Here is a 16,527-nt window from a genome sequence, read left to right on the forward strand (position 1 = left end):
ATGAAGAGATTTACTTTGTGGAATAGCTATGTTGCAATAACTGAAAGTAAAGAGTTTGTTGATTGGAACAAAACAAAAATTATAGGCAGTTTTAAATGTCCGGCTTTTTCCTATAGATCAAGTACTCAGATAAAAGCAGACCCTTTTTTATTTGAGTATAACAACGCTATATATCTCTTCTACGAAGAAAAGTATAAAAACGGGAAAGGTTATATTGTCTGTACTTGGACATCGGATTTAAAAAACTGGTCTCAACCGGTTGTAGTATTGAAGGAACCATTTCATTTGTCATTCCCTTATGTATTTAAGATAAATGATAAAATTTATATGCTTCCGGAAAGTAATGAATCAAATGAGTTGAGGTTATATGAGTGTGTTGACTTCCCATATAAATGGAAATTAAACAAAATTATCTTTGATAATGGAAAATATGTAGACTCATCTATTATTTGCAAGGGCGACATCTACTATTTGTTTACTACACATAAAACTGAAAACTCTTTTTATCATGAATTATATTACTGCAATGATTTATTAAGCGATAAGTGGATAAAACATCCGCAATCTCCAATCTCGAATAATCCTAAATTTGCTCGTAACGGAGGCTCCGTTTTTTCGCATAATAACAATCTGTTCCGTCCTGCTCAAGATTGCTCGGTATCCTACGGGAATAATTTGTCGATATTTAATGTAACACATTTATCTATTGATAAATATGAAGAAACGCTTGTTGCGACTAATTTCTTTCCTAAATATAAATTCAAACACGGAGGACATCACTTTTCGCATATCGAATATAAAGGTCAAAATATAATAGCTTTTGATAAAAAATCAAGAGAATATGCGATAACTCCACTGTTTTCTTCGCTTTATGCTTTAATTTGTAGACTGATGAAGATTACATCTCATAAATAGTTCAAACAACTACAGATTTAAACGATATAATATGAATAGAGAAGTAGTAGTTATAGGTGGCAATCATCACAATACTTTATCAATACTTAGAAGCTTAGGTGAAAAAGGTATAAAGTCGTTGTTAATTGTTTTATCTCCATACGATCCTAAACCATTTGTAGGTTATAGTAAATATATTCAGAAGAAGATAGTAGTGACAAATATAAATGAAATTTCATCGGCTATGTATTCTCTTCACACGACAGCAGAAAAAGCTATTGTTATAGCCTGTAATGATTGCATTTCCAGTTATCTCGATATGAACCACAATAATCTTTCCAAAGATTTTGTACTCCCGGGCTCAAAGGATGAAGGAATGATAACTCACTTCATGGACAAAGGTGCAATGGCACAACTTGCTGTAAAAAGCGGACTAAATATTCCAAAATCAATTATCATTTCGACGGCAAATCCTGAATTTGAATCGATTACTTACCCATGTATCAGTAAACCTCTTGTAAGCAAAAACGGCTCAAAATCGGATATTGTTATTTGTGAGGACGAAAGTGCGTTAAGAAAATATTTAAATCATTGCAGATGCGATAAAATAATAATTCAGGAGTATATCTCAAAAGATATTGAATTTCAGCTTATTGGCTGTTCTATTAAGGAAGGGGATAAAATAATTATTCCGGGAGTATCAATAATACTTCGTCAACCTATGAACGGCAACACGGGATTTTTGCGATATTTCCCAATTAAAGAGTTTACCTACGATAAATCTTCTTGTTTTGAGTTTATACGAAGCACAGGTTATTCAGGACTTTTTAGTGTTGAATTTATTCGGGATAAGAATGGTACTGATTACTTTATGGAAATAAATTTCCGCAATGATGGGAACTCGATATGTGTTACAGCTTCCGGTATGAATCTTCCATATATATGGTATCTTTATAATTGCGGTGAAAACATAGAAAGTGAATTATGTTATGATTCAATGAGAGAGGTACTTGTGATGCCGGAATTTCAAGATTTTAAAAATGTCAAACATAGACAGATCAGCCTGAGTAATTGGCTTAAAGATGTTAAGAAAACAGATCGGTTTATGGTGTTTAGCAAGCACGACCAAAAACCATTTTGGATGGTTGTTTTCAAGCAATTTTTTCATTAAATAGGTAGCTAAGCACTATCTGATGTCAACCATCGCATTATAATAAAAATAACACGTTAATTTAAGATAGATTTATATTGTCAAAGACTGATTCAGATGCCAGGGGAAATTTCCGATGGCTTTAATTCTTATTTGATTATAATATAGTTTGCAAAAATTAATACAATGAATTACAATTCACTAAGAGTTTTCAATAAAGTAAATCAACTTTGTAGGAATTGGAGAAGCCAATTATATTCTCTTTTTGTTTTTGGCTCAAGCAAATATATTTACAAAGGAAAAAACGTTCACATTTATGGGTTTAAAACACTGTCAATAGGGAAAGCTTGCCATATAATGGATAATTCTGATATACGAGGAAATGTAAATATCGGGAACAATGTTTTTATTCATGAAAATGTATTAATTAGATCCATGGAGTGTTCTATATCAATCGGAAATAATACGACTGTAAATCGAAATACTAACATATTGGCACAAGTAACAATAGGTTCAAATGTGTCCATAGCTCCGAATGTTGTAATAGTAGGAATGAATCATGTATTTTCGAATCTTGATGATACAATTAAATCTCAAGGTAGCACATCCAAAGGGATTATCATTGAAGATGATGTGTGGATAGCAACAAATGTTTCCATTCTTGATGGTATTACAATTGGGAAAGGTTCTGTTATTGCAGCAGGTGCAGTTGTAAATAAAGATGTTCCACCTTATTCAGTAATGGCGGGTGTACCGGCAAAAGTTGTCAAGCAAAGGAATGGGTAATACAAAGCATTACATTTGGTCTGCGGTTGATAAATTCGGTACGCAAATTATAAGTTTTGTCAGCAATATCCTTATTGCAAGGATATTGTCTCCCGATGACTATGGTTTGGTGGCTATGCTTGCCATATTCACAACAATCGTCATGAGCCTTAGTGATGCAGGATTCAATGACGGACTTATTCGCAAATCAGATTGCGATAAAAAAGATTTTGGAACAATTGCATCGTATAATCTTGCAGTTGCCTTATTTATGTTTGCAGTAATGAACATTGCCGCACCATATATTGCTATTTTTTTCGGACGCAATGAATTGACAAACATAGCTAGGGTTCTTGCCATAGGATTTATATTAAAAGCCATTACATTAACTGGATTTGTTCAACTTGTAAAGCAATTAAAATTCAAACAATTGTCGCAAATCAATATCATTTGTTCGCTATTGTCATTCGTAGTGGTTTATACGTTAGCGATTATAGGATTTGGATATTGGGCTTTGGCATTGCAACCTGTTGTTATTGCAATATTCAATATTATATTGTTGCTTATCATTGGAAAATGGAAACCTTATTTCTGTTTTTACAAAAAACGATTCAAAGAAATGTTTGCTTATAGTTCCAATCTTCTTTTGTCGTATATTATAAATCGAATAGGAGAAAATATTTATAGCGTCATTATTGGTAAATCATTTTCCTCGTCTTCGTTGGGGTTTTATAATCAGGCACATAAAATGCAAACAGTTCCAAGCGAAGCTATTCGAAGTATAATAATGACTGCAAGTTATCCGATAATCGCAAACGAAAAGAATCCGAATAAAAGATATGATTTATACTTATCGGTATTCAGTAAGTTTACCTTTATCGTATCGGCAATGGTGTTTTTACTAATGGCTGTATCTGATTTTGCCTTTTATGCATTATTGGGAGAAAAATGGATACCTGCAGCACCTCTGTTCTCAATTTTTATACTAATCACACTAACGTTCCCTCAAAAAGTAGTTAATGCGAATATCATTAAAATTCAAGGAGATTCGGCGTTATATAGGAATTTGTCCTTGCTTGACACGGTATTAAGAATAATAGCACTGCTTGTAACCATGACCTACTCTTTGGAAATGATTGTAGTTGGGCAAGTGGTAGCTGCTTTCATTTCAGCCTACACTTACACTGCGTGTTGTGGAAAGAGGATAGGTTTTTCTACAAAGAAACAGTATCGAATATGGTATTCGATTGTGTGGAAGCCATTAGCGGCATTTTTTGTTAGCAAGGTGATTTTGTCATTCTTCAAAATGGGTTACTGGGGCGATATGTTCAGTGCTGTGTTTTTCTTAGTGGTTTTATGTTCGCTATGCGAACTAACAAAAGACCATACATATATCAACCTGAAAACAATTTATATAACATATTTGAAAAAGCTGTGCAAATAAGATGAATATAAAAAGAGTTATACGATCTCGAATAAGGAATTGGGAATTGCACCTGTCAAAAACTTCTAAGAAAAGATATATAAATTATCTAAGGAAACAGGGTGTTAAGATTGGAGAAAACATTTGGATGACCCCTTGTATTAAAACTGTAAATATAGACATTACAAGACCATCTCTTGTTGAAATCGGAGATTATGTCCGTATTGATAGGAATTTTACCTTGCTTACTCATGATGCGGGATTTTATGTTTTACTCAACAAATGGCATGAATTCATTCCCCAATCAGGAAAAGTAAAGATTGGAAATAATGTATATTTTGCGAGAAATTGTACTGTTTTCAAAGGGGTAACAATCGGTGATAACTGTATTATTGGTTTTGGCTCTGTTGTGACTCATGATATTCCGGCTAATAGTGTTGCTGTTGGTGTACCAGCACGTGTAGTTGGAACTGTGGAGGATTATTACAAAAAAAGAAGTACGAAATGTATAAGTGAAGCATTGGCTTATGCAAAAAGTATAGAGGAAAGATTTCATCGGAAACCGCGATTGGATGAATTTTGGGAAGAATTTCCATTGTTCGTAGATAAAGAGAATATGCATTTGTACCCCCATTTACCTTATAAACGTCAGTTAAGAGATAGCTTTGATTATTGGGTTGAACATCATAAGAGAATTTATGATGGTTTTGAAGAATTCTTAAAGGCTGCCGGGATAGAATGAAAAAAATAGCTATATTATATCCTGCTCATTATGAGCAATCAAGCGGAGGGGCAGAAATACAGATACTCTATTTGATTAATGCTTGCAAGCAGCAGAACTGGGAGATTCATTATATCTTTGAAGATAAGGGAACAGATATAAAAAATAAGGAGAACATCGTGCTGCATCCCTTATGCAAGATGAAGAATTATAAATTCTGTGGAAAAGGGTGGTTCCTATATGAAAAACAGATACTAAGAGAATTAAATGCGATCAAACCGGATACGATATATACGAGAATCGGTTCCTCATGGATAGGTATAGCTACCTCGTATGCAAAAAACCATAAAGTTAAGCATGCTCACGCTTTAGCATCTGATAGCTCGGTAACACGAAAATTATTGGGAAAGCCATTATATCCATTATTCAGTCAAATCGAAACCTATTACATAAATAAAGGTTTGGTAGGTGCAGATGTGATTATCGCTCAGAACGTTTTTCAACAACAAATGTTAAGTAAGCGTTATGGGAAAGAATCAATTTTAGTAAACCAAATGACACCATCTGTTGATGAATCATGTTTGCAAAAAAAATACAATAAGATAAAGATTATCTGGGTTGCAAATTTTAAAGAGTTGAAACATCCGGAATTGTTTGTTCAATTAGCAAAGGATTTAAAAGGTCATTCGGATAGAATCGAAATGTATATGTGTGGAAGATCCACTTCTAAATACAATAATCTTTTACAGGATCTGAATCATATAGATTATTTAAATTATCTGGGAAGTCTTGATCAAGAACAGGTTTTTGATTTGATGAATGAAGCACATATTTTAGTGAACACAAGTGAATATGAGGGCTTCTCAAATACATTTGTTCAAGCATGGATGCGTAAAGTTGTCGTTGTCAGTATGAATTCTAATCCCAGCGATATTCTCACTAGTCAAGGAATTGGTTTCCTAACTCCCAACATGACAAATTTGGTAGCAACCATTCATAAGTTGATTGAACACCCTGAAATAATATCGGAATTGGGTGAAAAATCTTACCAATATGCGTTGGAAAATCATGATTTAAACAAAAACATGAAAAAAATAATTGAAGTGTTATGAATGCAATCCATTGGTTTGAAGCAAAGCAACTTGACAGAGTTACTAATTATTCTTCAAGAACAGAATGTATAAAAAATGTATTAGATTTTGATGGCGAATTATATTACTATTGTTCTTTTTCGGAGAAAAAAGAGTATTATAGCTTTGACAAGAATATTGTTTACTTAGGCCGAATAAAAAATAAATTCCTCAAATTTCTCGAATTTCGTCTATTGATAATATTCAAGACCCTTCAACTTGTTGTGGGTTCAGACTCAAATGTCTTGATGTGTAATCAGGACTTGGTAAAATACCTGAAACCAGCAATTTTTCTAAATAAGTTATTAGGGAAAAATAATAAGTTTGTATTGGATGTACGGACACTACCCACTGTACCTGAAACTTTTGAAAAGGATATGGTTCAATATCAACGTCAGATAAAACACGCATGTAAATCCTTTGACGGATTAAGTTTTATAACTCCATTCCTTGAAAAAGTGTCTTTATCGGGTAATAATGGTGAGATTCCTACAGTTAATTGGAGTTCGGGTGTCAATATAGATTTATTTGATGCTGATAGATATGATTATACAAGAGATACCAAAGCTTTCAGAATCTTTTATCATGGCGGCATATCTCACTCCCGAGGGAATATGGATTTGATCAAAGCGTGCGAAATCATAGCTCAAAAGGGCTATTCAATTGAGTTGGTCCAAATAGGGAAAATAGTGGACAAAGATTTGAAAACCTATATTTCGAAAAAAGGAATCGGACATTGGTGTAAGTTATGTGATGCCAAACCTTTATCTGATATGCCAGCAATGGTGGCACGTTGTGATTTACCAGTTCTTCCCTTTCCCAATTTTATGGCATGGAGGGTGTCAAGTCCTATAAAACTTATGGAGTATCTGGCAATGGGGAAACCGGTGCTTGCACCTGACATGGAATGTTTTACAGATATTCTGGATAAAAACAGCGATATGGTATACTATTATGATATGAATAATGAGCACGTTGTTGAGGAGATTGCTAATGCTATTATCCATATCATAGAGCAACGCGACAATACAAATGCTTTCATCAAAAATCAAGTGTGTATCGATTATGTAAAAGAAAAATTTACATGGAAAGCACAAGTACACCATCTTTATAAATTTTGCAATAAACTATGCCAGTAAATCGAGTAAAGCTTTATTTTTTGTATGCAATACTCTTTCTTGTTTTTACGCAAGGATTTTGGGAACGATATACCCCAATTCCTGCTCAACCTATATTGGAGATACTCATTATAGGAATAACACTATTGTCTTATAAAAATATCTTAAACCCTCTTTGTTATAAATTGCTATTTGTGTTGTCAGTAGGGTTTATATGTTCAATATATACCGCTTCATCAATTGCTTATTTTAAGAGCATCAGGTTTGTCTTGTATTTTTTCTTCTTGTATGATATTTACAGAAGTACTCATTTTGAAATTTATCAGTACCTCCGCTTATTGAAATTTCTAATGGGACTTGTTATCTTGCAAGGAGTTGCTTCTATTATTCAGATATTTATCATAGGAGAACGAATTGAGGGATACGTCGGTTATATGTCCAGTTTAGGTGGATCAACAGCCACAACATTCTTGGTGCTTGTACTGTCAATATGTATGGTGATTCTGCTGTATTCAAACAATAAACTTTCAAGAAAATATATTTATGAGATATTGCTGTGTATAGCCTCTGCAATATTGGTGGGATATTCAAGCGGTAAGCGCACAATCTATTTCATTGCTCCTGTTACACTTGTACTGTCTGTTTTTTTTACGCGTATCTATATTCGTCGCGATCGCTTGATGGAACTTCGAAAAAAGGTAAGATATATAGTCATTGGAACTGTCATATTATTTCCTATATACATAATAGGGGCAACTTCAACACAGTTTAAATTAAATGATCGGATAAAAACAAGTGGTGATAGAATGGAAATTCTGTCAGGTATGATAGAGTATGCTATGTTTTACGAGAATAGTGAACACAATGGAAGTTCTACCGGTCGGTCAGGGACGACTAAAAATATAGTAAAATCAGCATTAAACGATGCCAAATATTTTTTTGTTGGTTCCGGATTTGGTTCCTATAAAGACGAGGAGGCTACAAAAGAAAGAAATGTAATATATGGTATCGTCGGTTTTACACGTGATGTTTTCTCTGGGGGGATGATATTTGCTGTGCTTATGTCTTTATGGCTTATAAAAGTCATTCTGTATCATGACAAAACAGAACAAGACCCATTTTCCATCACTTTAAGATATATGATTCTATTTTCGTTCTTATTTACCCATTTCGCCTATTCTGCTGATTATGTTACTCATCTAAAATTGACATCATTATTGATAGTCATATTACCCATCATCAATACAAAAGAATACGAGCATATAAAAGAACATCTTTGGGCATACCTAAAATAGCAATATACTTATGAATATAACATCTTCTATAAAAGAGAAAATACGGTTATATGGGTTTTGGGGTATGATGCAGCGTGTCTTTAAAAGCATCATATATGCCGTTTTTAAGATCAAATGGGAAAAATGTTACTTGATGTCTCGAACAGTTGAAAAGATTGACTATTCACTTTCAGAGAAAGGTATAGAGGTTCGTGAACTTAAAATGGAAGATTATGATAACGAGCTATGGATCACTTATCTAACAGAAGAAAAAAAAGATACGTTACAAAAAAGATTCAAGACAAAAAACACGAAAGGATACGGGGTGTTTGTTAATGGGGTTTTAGCCTGTAGTGCATGGATTTCATTCGGAATTATTGCATATAATGAAGATACCATATTGTTTAAAAACGACAAGGCCGCATTATTATTTGATGCTTACACACATTCGTATTTTAGAGGGAACGGTTATCATAATTATATGATCAAATGGCGTCTAAATGAATTAAAACACAACAAGATAGAAAAAGCTTATACAATAGTCTTTTCTTACAATAAGCCCTCTATGGTTAATCAAAGAAAATGCCGTTTTGATATAGATCAAATATTTTATGTGTTTAAAATAGGCTCCAAAATATATCTCAGTAAATATTCCAATAAATAATAACAATGATAATAGACAAAGATACTTTTTTTCAAATCGTTGAGAAGTTTGAATATATTCCTTTTGAACAAACTTTGGCATGGGAGAATTATAAAGATGAAAGTGGCTCTCACTTCATTCATTTTGTGGATGATAAATCAGCTCCAAATATATGTTGCTGGGGGAGAATTATAAAGAAACCATTGGTTGGAAAAATATTGGATATTCAAGGTGAAATAAAGCAAACAGCGATTACGAATAAGCAGATTCAACATTTTTGGAAAAATGTGATAGAGGAAGCATCATGCAATATGATTACTTACAATAGTGTAAGCGAATATTCGTGTAATTATGAAATATCAATGCGCAGGGCGGGTTTTATACGCCCATTAGGAAATCGTGTATGTCCTTTGACTATATTCATTCAGACTCAGGAAGACCGTGATACAGATCGAAACTGGCGCAGAAATTTGAAGAAAAGTTTATCAGAAAATCTCGTGTTTAAGGCTATTGACCAACCGACATTAGAAAATGCACAGGAAATAAGTCGCATGTTTGGAGAACTCAAAGAGATGAAAGGACTGGGATATGATCTTGTTCCCAATCAACTGATGCAGATTCTAAAAGACGACAATTTCAAATTATTCTATACTTTAAAAGATGATATTCCTCTTTGCGCCAGAATTGTGTACATAAAAAACGGAATGGCTGCCGATGTGTTTGCTGCCAATTCCTTCGAATCAAGAAAATATTCAGCAACCCATTTTATGATGGAGCGGATTTTTGATCATCTAAAAGAACAAGGAATCAAGGTCTTTGATTTTTCAAGGATTCCGCCAAGTAACAATGAGACAGATTCTGTATACGTCTTTAAAAATAGTGCAGGAGGATACCCAGTACAATATAATGGAGAGTGGATTTGGAGTAAAAAAAGAATCTATTCCCTAGCATTTTGTGTTTACAATTTCTTCATACGAAAAGCTCATCAATACTAACAGAGAGAAAAATGAACAAACGAGAAATAGTCGGATATGCGCTTTATCAAATAGGTAAATTCGGCAGGAAAGAACCCGATTTTTTATCGATATATTTTCACGACCCAGCTCCAAAAACGTTCACATCCATCTTGGAGTGGTGTAAAAAGAAAAGTTACCGTTTTATAACTCTCCAAGAGTGTTATGCTATTTTGTCGGGTAAAATTAGGCAAGAGGGGAAAGTTGCTTACCTTTCGTTTGACGATGGGTGGCAATCGAATTTGAATCTTATTCCGATTATCGACAAATATCAAGCACCAATCACGATATTCGTTTCTATCGATCCTCTGCTTTCCGGTAATTTTTGGTGGGAATATGCGCTTGCAGATGGAATTGAGTTAAGGAATAAAATGAAATTGATGAGTTATAAAAAATTCGTTTCATCATTGGAATCCTTAAAAAAGAAATACTCACTTGAGCGTTCCGTTCTAACTGAGCAAGAATTGGTTAAAATTGCATCTCATCCGTTAGTATCCATACAGTCTCACACAATGTCACATCCCATATTAACTAACTGTGATGATGAGATACTATCGTATGAGTTGAACAGCTCCAAAGCTTATTTAGAAAATCTACTCCATCATAAAATCGAAGCATTCAGTTATCCGAATGGAAACTTTTCCAATCGAGAAATCGAAGCGGTAAAAAAAGCGGGGTATAAAATGGCTTTTACAACAGAATATATCCCCATACAAATAAATCATACCAACCTTTACAGAATACCTCGCATGGCAATGAATACATATGGAGGGTATTATGAAAATTTATCTAAAATATTGGGAATATGGCAAGATATTCTAAAAAAATGAAGCTATTGATAAACACTCCGAGTCTCAAGTTTTTGGGAGGTGGTGTTGCTAATCATTATATCGGATTACGTACATTTTGGACCGAAAATGTTAAATACAATGTTGTCGGTCGGCGTGGAGGAAAAAGCGGAAGCGGTAAGTATTGGTTGCCTTGGGATATTTTTAAATTTATATTTCGTCTGCTAACCTTTCGCCCGAATATTATACTCCTTAACCCATCGCTTGGAGATAAAGCCTTAAAGCGAGATTTTATATATTTAAATATTTGTCGATTTTTTAGGAAGAAAACATCTGTATTTATTCATGGTTTCAATTTCGAATATGCTAAAAATGCAGACTGGAAATGGATAAGTACCAATTTGAATAAAGCCTTGTGTATTTTTGTGTTATCCCAAGAATTTAAGAATGAATTAATACGAAGAGGGGTAAAATCTGATATACATCTAACTTCAACAAAAGTACCAGATTATTTTATTTCAGGTTTTGATCTTTCGATGAGACAAGGGAAGGCTAAAAATATTATGTATAGTGGGCGAATAGAAAAGGCCAAGGGTGTATATGAAACAGTCGATACATTTTCAATACTGAAGTCACAATACAAAGATCTAACATTGACTTTTGTTGGTGATGGCTCAGAACTTCCCAAGTTGAAACAATATGTTGAGAATAAGAAAATAAAGGATGTCCGCTTTACAGGAAGGTTATGTGGTGAAGATTTTAAAAAGGAATACATTAATGCTGATATGTATTTGTTTCTAAGTTATACGGAAGGTATGCCAACTGTAGTTTTGGAAGCAATGATTTTCGGACTTCCTATCTTTACCAGAAAAGTGGGTGGTCTAATAGATTTCTTTGAAAATGGAAAGATGGGATATATATCAAGTTCTTTAGACCCAGTAGTTTTTGCAGAAGCGATGAAACCATACATTGAGAGTTCTGCTAAAATGAAGAGTGTATCACTCTATAATTCCGAATATGCAAGAACCCATTTTATTGCATCTGTTGTTGCCCGAAAATTTGAAAATACATTAAACTATGAATATTTTAAGAATCAAGAGCATAGAGAGCATTAATTTGTAACAGGGGGTGGAGCGTAGATAATCTGCCCGAAAGTTTTGTGTCTAACTTTTTTAGGGAGCGCACTTCATTATTGGTGATATTATCATATTTGACACAATTATCCACAATATATTTTTATCAAAGAAGGTGCTCGTTTGATGTTGGAAGTAAAAACAATAACACATTTTCATATGAACATTATATTACTCTACAGGGTCGAACGTTGGCTATTTGAACAACATATTCCTGTTTTGCCTAAAATCGTACAACTATTGATTTTTCTCATTTTCAATTCAAAAATAACTGCTGATTCAAAAATAGGGAAAGGGACATATTGTGTGTGTAAAGGGATTAGCACGGTCCTAATACCGGGAACAGAAATTGGAGAAAATTGTGTATTAGGATTACGATTTTCTACTGTACGGCAGTTCCCATACAAAGAAGTTCCTCATCTAAAGAATAATGTTTGGGTGGGTCCTAATGTTATTATTGCCGGTCCTGTTGTAATAGAAGATGATGTAATAATCGCAGGGAATTCATTTGTTAACAGAAGTGTTCCCCAAGGTGCTATCGTTGCAGGATGTCCGGCAAAGATTATTGGCTGGAGAAAAAATCTTGATTATGCGATTGAAACAAATCCAAAGTATAAAGAAGGTCATATGCCATTTTTGACAAAATGAATAACATCAATGAATGATATAGCCGATGCTTTTTATAAGCTAAAAAAATATTGTGAACGAGAGGATTTCAAAGGGTGGGATCCATATGACGGACTAAACTCCAAAGTATTTCAAGCATTGCCATTGCTGAAAAAGTCAGCAGTATGCAGATTAGTGGTGATACAAGGCTTTAAGCGGTGCCCGATAAATTTGCGTAAATTGGCACTTGTGCCGAAAGAATACAATGCCAAAGGCATTGGGCTCTTTCTTTCAGGATATTGTAACCTATATAAAGTTATAGAAAAACATCCAGAGAGAGAAAAGGAGCTTGGGTCAAAGCAAGAGTGTCGTCAAAAAATTACAGAATTGGCTAATTTGCTGATTGCCTTGCAGTCAAAAGGATATAGCGGATCTTGCTGGGGATATAACTTCGATTGGCAGGCAAGAAGGCTTTTCCTTTTTCCGAAATACACTCCTACGATTGTGGCAACAAATTTTTGTGCCACAGCTCTGATGGAGGCATACGAAATAACAAAACATACGAAATATTTGGAGGTGGCACTTTCTGCAGCGGACTTTATAATCAAAGATTTGCATCGGACATCTTATAAGGAAGGATTCTTGTTTTCGTATAGTCCGCTGCAAGGAAATGATACAGTATTCAACGCTTCACTGCTGGGGGCTCGGTTGCTGAGTTTTTGCTATCATTATACCTCAAAAGAGGAATATCGAAAATTAGCCGTACAAACTATACGGGCTTGCTGTTCAGGGCAACGAAACGACGGTGCTTGGGTATATGGAATGTTGCCCGTACAGAATTGGGTGGATAGTTTTCATACAGGGTATAATCTGGATGCACTTATCGCTTATCAGGAAATGACAGGTGACGAGAGTTTCAAACGATATATAGAGAAAGGATTTAACTATTATATCCAGCACTTTTTTGAACAGGATGGAACGCCTAAGTATTACGATAATCGCATGTTTCCCATTGACATTCATTGTCCTGGACAGTTGTTCGTAACACTTTCGAGATTGCACGAATTTGGCAATCACCGTGATTTGGCAGAAAGGGTGATGCAATGGACTATACTGAATATGCAGGACAAAAAAGGGTATTTCTATTATCAATTGAAATCTGGAATCAGTTCTAAAATATCATATATGCGATGGAGTAACGCATTTATGTTTAATGCTATGATCCATTATTTGCTTTCCGAATAACATTTTTTGATTTTATGGATAAAGTTTCATTGAACGGGGTCGAAATATTCCCTTTCGATTCCGAACAGCAACTATTGCATTATGTGGATACGCATAAAGGCATGTTGATAGCGATCAATGCTGAAAAGATATTGCATGCCACGGAACAAACACGTGTCATCATCAATCGAAATATTGGGTATTGTGATGGAGCCGGTGCGCAAATGGCTTTAAAGCAGAAAGGTTATAAAGGTGCCTGTAAGATTCCCGGATGCGAACTATGGCTAAAAATTATTACTCGCTTTTACAGGGAAAAAACATTCTATCTAGTTGGTGGAAAGCAGCAAATCATAAATGAGACCGTAGAGAAACTACGTTTTGAATATGAGGATATCCAAATTGTAGGTTACCGTAACGGCTATATCAAGACGGATGAGGAGAAACGACAATTGATAGATGATATAGTGGAGAAGAAGCCAGATGTGGTGTTTGTGGCAATGGGCTCACCTAAGCAGGAATTGCTGATGGAGGAAATTCAGCGGCAACATCGGGCAATATTCCAAGGGTTAGGCGGCAGTTTTGATGTCTATACCGGACATGTCCAGCGCGCCCCGAAATGGTGGGTGGAGCATAATCTAGAGTTTGCCTATCGTCTAATAAAAGAACCGAAGCGCCTCAAACGACAGATTCATTTGATAAGATACGCATGGTGGTTATTGATAAAAAAATTATAAACAGAGAATATATGAGGAAAGTATTGTTGGTTTTTGGTACCCGTCCAGAGGCCATTAAGATGGCTCCGTTAGTGATGGAGCTTCAGAAGCAGAAAGAACGTATAGAAACTGTGGTGTGCGTAACTGGACAGCATCGGGAAATGCTGGATCAAGTGTTGGAAATATTCGACATCAAACCAGATTATGATTTAAATATCATGAAACGGGGACAGGATCTGTATGATGTAACAGCTCGTGTGCTGACCGGTATGCGTGAGGTATTGAAAGAGATAAAGCCGGATATAGTATTGGTACATGGCGATACGACAACCTCTACTGCCGCTGCGTTGGCGGCCTTTTATCAACAGATACCAGTAGGGCATGTGGAGGCAGGTTTGCGTACACACAATATTTATAGCCCGTGGCCGGAGGAGATGAATCGGTTGTTAACAGGACGTTTGGCGACCTATCATTTTTCTCCCACTCCGTTAAGTCGCAATAATCTGATTAAAGAGAGCATTAATGACCGAAATATCATTGTAACCGGCAACACGGTGATTGATGCGCTCTATTGGGTAGTGGATAAAATCAAAAACAATAAGGAACTAGATAATGAATTAGAAAGTGTATTGAGCAAAGCAGGTTATGATGTGAACCGCTTGGATAATGGCAAAAAATTGGTGCTGATCACGGGGCATCGCCGTGAGAATTTTGGTGACGGGTTTATCAATATGTGTACAGCTATTAAAGACTTGACAATTAAACATCCGAATGTGGATTTTGTTTATCCCATGCACTTGAACCCTAATGTGCGCAAGCCGATTCATGAGGTGTTCGGGGAGGATCTCTCCGGTTTGAAGAATATGTTCTTCATTGAGCCATTGGAGTATTTAAGTTTTGTGTATCTGATGGAGAAGAGTAGTATTGTGTTGACGGATAGCGGCGGCATTCAAGAGGAAGCTCCAGGATTGGGAAAACCGGTATTGGTGATGCGCGATACTACGGAGCGACCGGAAGCGTTAAATGCCGGAACAGTGAAATTGGTAGGTACGGACTATAATAAGATTGTAAACGAAGTGTCATCTTTGATTGATGATAAAGCTGCTTATGAAAAAATGAGCAAAGCTGTAAATCCGTACGGTGACGGATTGGCTTGCGGACGTATTGTAAATGCATTGCTATATAGGATATAAGCTGAATTATGAAGCTGACACTGAAAAATATTGAAAATAAGATTCTTAAAGAGGTTGATTGTGGGTTGACTGCTGAATCTGGCGATTTTAAGACATTGGCAGAAAATGTAATTGCAATGTATCGTAAGACGGAAGAAGAAAGATTGCAATTGGGGATGAATGGGCAAACCTATTATAAGGTACATTTTCAAAAAAAGGTATGTATCGACAAACTAGATCAAACAATGAAAATTTGAAAAATAATATGTTACTAGCCAATGAATTATTCAATACCATTTGGGATAAAGCTAAAGATTCAGTACGTCACAGAATACATTTTGATTTGCGGGATTCCGAAAACGATGATTCTCAAAGGATGCTAAATGTATTGGAAATTGATACAAAAATTCCTATACATCGACACAGAGATACGTCTGAAGTGGTGATTATCCTTAGAGGAAAAGTTCGTGAAGTTTATTTTGATAATCAAGGGAATGAAATAGCATCATATCTCCTTGAATATGGAAGCCCTATTCCCGGAATTTGTGTTCCTAAAGGGATGTGACATACTTGTGAATGCCTTGAGCCTGGTTCTGTGATCTTTGAATCTAAAAATGGAAGATATGACCCTCTTTCAACAGAAGAATTTCTATTCAAATAGAACTACTCGGGAAAGGCGGGAAGGATGCAGAAGAATCCAGCCGTGTCGGCTTTTATCAGAAAGACTACTTTTTTTCTTTGAAGGTGAGTCCTTTGAAAG

18 protein-coding genes are annotated in these 16,527 nt (G+C 35.2%); all 18 read left to right on the forward strand.

Annotated elements, in window-relative coordinates:
- Positions 1 to 915 (forward strand): glucosamine inositolphosphorylceramide transferase family protein, encoded by a 915-nt coding sequence (locus BDI_RS00130; RefSeq protein WP_005855138.1) that lies wholly within the window; start codon positions 1 to 3, stop codon positions 913 to 915.
- A 31-nt stretch (positions 916 to 946) separates the two neighbouring features.
- Positions 947 to 2,065, forward strand: a complete 1,119-nt coding sequence (locus BDI_RS00135) for a hypothetical protein (protein WP_005855140.1) — start codon at positions 947 to 949, stop codon at positions 2,063 to 2,065.
- A gap of 165 nt (positions 2,066 to 2,230) precedes the next feature.
- A complete protein-coding gene (locus BDI_RS00140; RefSeq protein WP_005855142.1) occupies positions 2,231 to 2,830 on the forward strand; it encodes an acyltransferase in 600 nt (199 codons plus the stop codon).
- Complete coding sequence (locus BDI_RS00145; RefSeq protein WP_011965864.1) at positions 2,823 to 4,253, forward strand: lipopolysaccharide biosynthesis protein; 1,431 nt, start codon at positions 2,823 to 2,825, stop codon at positions 4,251 to 4,253. Before BDI_RS00140 ends, BDI_RS00145 begins: the two co-directional genes overlap by 8 nt.
- A 1-nt stretch (position 4,254) precedes the next feature.
- Complete coding sequence (locus BDI_RS21365; protein ID WP_005855146.1) at positions 4,255 to 4,974, forward strand: acyltransferase; 720 nt, start codon at positions 4,255 to 4,257, stop codon at positions 4,972 to 4,974.
- Positions 4,971 to 6,065, forward strand: coding sequence for a glycosyltransferase family 4 protein (locus BDI_RS00155; protein ID WP_005855148.1), 1,095 nt, complete (start codon positions 4,971 to 4,973; stop codon positions 6,063 to 6,065). The genes BDI_RS21365 and BDI_RS00155 overlap by 4 nt, the downstream gene beginning before the upstream one ends.
- The gene (locus BDI_RS00160; protein WP_005855151.1) at positions 6,062 to 7,222 is read left to right on the forward strand and encodes a glycosyltransferase; all 1,161 of its coding nucleotides are present in this window, start codon (positions 6,062 to 6,064) and stop codon (positions 7,220 to 7,222) included. Before BDI_RS00155 ends, BDI_RS00160 begins: the two co-directional genes overlap by 4 nt.
- A gap of 329 nt (positions 7,223 to 7,551) precedes the next feature.
- Positions 7,552 to 8,496 carry a hypothetical protein gene (locus tag BDI_RS00165; RefSeq protein ID WP_227742525.1) on the forward strand — a complete coding sequence of 315 codons (945 nt, stop codon included), beginning with the start codon at positions 7,552 to 7,554 and terminating at the stop codon, positions 8,494 to 8,496.
- A 10-nt stretch (positions 8,497 to 8,506) separates the two neighbouring features.
- Positions 8,507 to 9,139 (forward strand): hypothetical protein, encoded by a 633-nt coding sequence (locus BDI_RS00170; RefSeq protein WP_005855155.1) that lies wholly within the window; start codon positions 8,507 to 8,509, stop codon positions 9,137 to 9,139.
- A 5-nt stretch (positions 9,140 to 9,144) separates the two neighbouring features.
- Positions 9,145 to 10,113 carry a GNAT family N-acetyltransferase gene (locus BDI_RS00175; RefSeq protein ID WP_005855157.1) on the forward strand — a complete coding sequence of 323 codons (969 nt, stop codon included), beginning with the start codon at positions 9,145 to 9,147 and terminating at the stop codon, positions 10,111 to 10,113.
- A gap of 11 nt (positions 10,114 to 10,124) precedes the next feature.
- Positions 10,125 to 10,961 (forward strand): polysaccharide deacetylase family protein, encoded by an 837-nt coding sequence (locus BDI_RS00180; protein WP_005855159.1) that lies wholly within the window; start codon positions 10,125 to 10,127, stop codon positions 10,959 to 10,961.
- Positions 10,937 to 12,034, forward strand: coding sequence for a glycosyltransferase family 4 protein (locus BDI_RS00185; protein ID WP_011965866.1), 1,098 nt, complete (start codon positions 10,937 to 10,939; stop codon positions 12,032 to 12,034). Before BDI_RS00180 ends, BDI_RS00185 begins: the two co-directional genes overlap by 25 nt.
- A 177-nt stretch (positions 12,035 to 12,211) precedes the next feature.
- Complete coding sequence (locus BDI_RS00190; RefSeq protein ID WP_005855164.1) at positions 12,212 to 12,700, forward strand: serine O-acetyltransferase; 489 nt, start codon at positions 12,212 to 12,214, stop codon at positions 12,698 to 12,700.
- Between the two features lie 9 nt (positions 12,701 to 12,709).
- A complete protein-coding gene (locus BDI_RS00195) occupies positions 12,710 to 13,903 on the forward strand; it encodes a hypothetical protein (protein ID WP_011965867.1) in 1,194 nt (397 codons plus the stop codon).
- Between the two features lie 14 nt (positions 13,904 to 13,917).
- A complete protein-coding gene (locus BDI_RS00200) occupies positions 13,918 to 14,616 on the forward strand; it encodes a WecB/TagA/CpsF family glycosyltransferase (RefSeq protein ID WP_005855168.1) in 699 nt (232 codons plus the stop codon).
- Between the two features lie 11 nt (positions 14,617 to 14,627).
- Positions 14,628 to 15,788 (forward strand): non-hydrolyzing UDP-N-acetylglucosamine 2-epimerase, encoded by a 1,161-nt coding sequence (gene wecB / locus BDI_RS00205; protein ID WP_005855170.1) that lies wholly within the window; start codon positions 14,628 to 14,630, stop codon positions 15,786 to 15,788.
- Between the two features lie 8 nt (positions 15,789 to 15,796).
- Positions 15,797 to 16,024, forward strand: coding sequence for a hypothetical protein (locus tag BDI_RS00210; protein ID WP_005855172.1), 228 nt, complete (start codon positions 15,797 to 15,799; stop codon positions 16,022 to 16,024).
- Complete coding sequence (locus tag BDI_RS00215) at positions 16,021 to 16,332, forward strand: WbuC family cupin fold metalloprotein (protein ID WP_011965868.1); 312 nt, start codon at positions 16,021 to 16,023, stop codon at positions 16,330 to 16,332. The genes BDI_RS00210 and BDI_RS00215 overlap by 4 nt, the downstream gene beginning before the upstream one ends.
- Positions 16,333 to 16,527 lie beyond the last annotated feature (195 nt).

It is taken from the genome of Parabacteroides distasonis ATCC 8503, assembly GCF_000012845.1.
Taxonomy (GTDB): domain Bacteria; phylum Bacteroidota; class Bacteroidia; order Bacteroidales; family Tannerellaceae; genus Parabacteroides; species Parabacteroides distasonis.

Coding starts and splice junctions, on each gene's coding strand:
- BDI_RS00130 (WP_005855138.1), top strand. CDS start 1: ATGAAGAGATTTACTTTGTGGAATAGCTATGTTGCAATAACTGAAAGT.
- BDI_RS00135 (WP_005855140.1), top strand. CDS start 947: ATGAATAGAGAAGTAGTAGTTATAGGTGGCAATCATCACAATACTTTA.
- BDI_RS00140 (WP_005855142.1), top strand. CDS start 2,231: ATGAATTACAATTCACTAAGAGTTTTCAATAAAGTAAATCAACTTTGT.
- BDI_RS00145 (WP_011965864.1), top strand. CDS start 2,823: ATGGGTAATACAAAGCATTACATTTGGTCTGCGGTTGATAAATTCGGT.
- BDI_RS21365 (WP_005855146.1), top strand. CDS start 4,255: ATGAATATAAAAAGAGTTATACGATCTCGAATAAGGAATTGGGAATTG.
- BDI_RS00155 (WP_005855148.1), top strand. CDS start 4,971: ATGAAAAAAATAGCTATATTATATCCTGCTCATTATGAGCAATCAAGC.
- BDI_RS00160 (WP_005855151.1), top strand. CDS start 6,062: ATGAATGCAATCCATTGGTTTGAAGCAAAGCAACTTGACAGAGTTACT.
- BDI_RS00165 (WP_227742525.1), top strand. CDS start 7,552: ATGGGACTTGTTATCTTGCAAGGAGTTGCTTCTATTATTCAGATATTT.
- BDI_RS00170 (WP_005855155.1), top strand. CDS start 8,507: ATGAATATAACATCTTCTATAAAAGAGAAAATACGGTTATATGGGTTT.
- BDI_RS00175 (WP_005855157.1), top strand. CDS start 9,145: ATGATAATAGACAAAGATACTTTTTTTCAAATCGTTGAGAAGTTTGAA.
- BDI_RS00180 (WP_005855159.1), top strand. CDS start 10,125: ATGAACAAACGAGAAATAGTCGGATATGCGCTTTATCAAATAGGTAAA.
- BDI_RS00185 (WP_011965866.1), top strand. CDS start 10,937: ATGGCAAGATATTCTAAAAAAATGAAGCTATTGATAAACACTCCGAGT.
- BDI_RS00190 (WP_005855164.1), top strand. CDS start 12,212: ATGAACATTATATTACTCTACAGGGTCGAACGTTGGCTATTTGAACAA.
- BDI_RS00195 (WP_011965867.1), top strand. CDS start 12,710: ATGAATGATATAGCCGATGCTTTTTATAAGCTAAAAAAATATTGTGAA.
- BDI_RS00200 (WP_005855168.1), top strand. CDS start 13,918: ATGGATAAAGTTTCATTGAACGGGGTCGAAATATTCCCTTTCGATTCC.
- wecB (WP_005855170.1), top strand. CDS start 14,628: ATGAGGAAAGTATTGTTGGTTTTTGGTACCCGTCCAGAGGCCATTAAG.
- BDI_RS00210 (WP_005855172.1), top strand. CDS start 15,797: ATGAAGCTGACACTGAAAAATATTGAAAATAAGATTCTTAAAGAGGTT.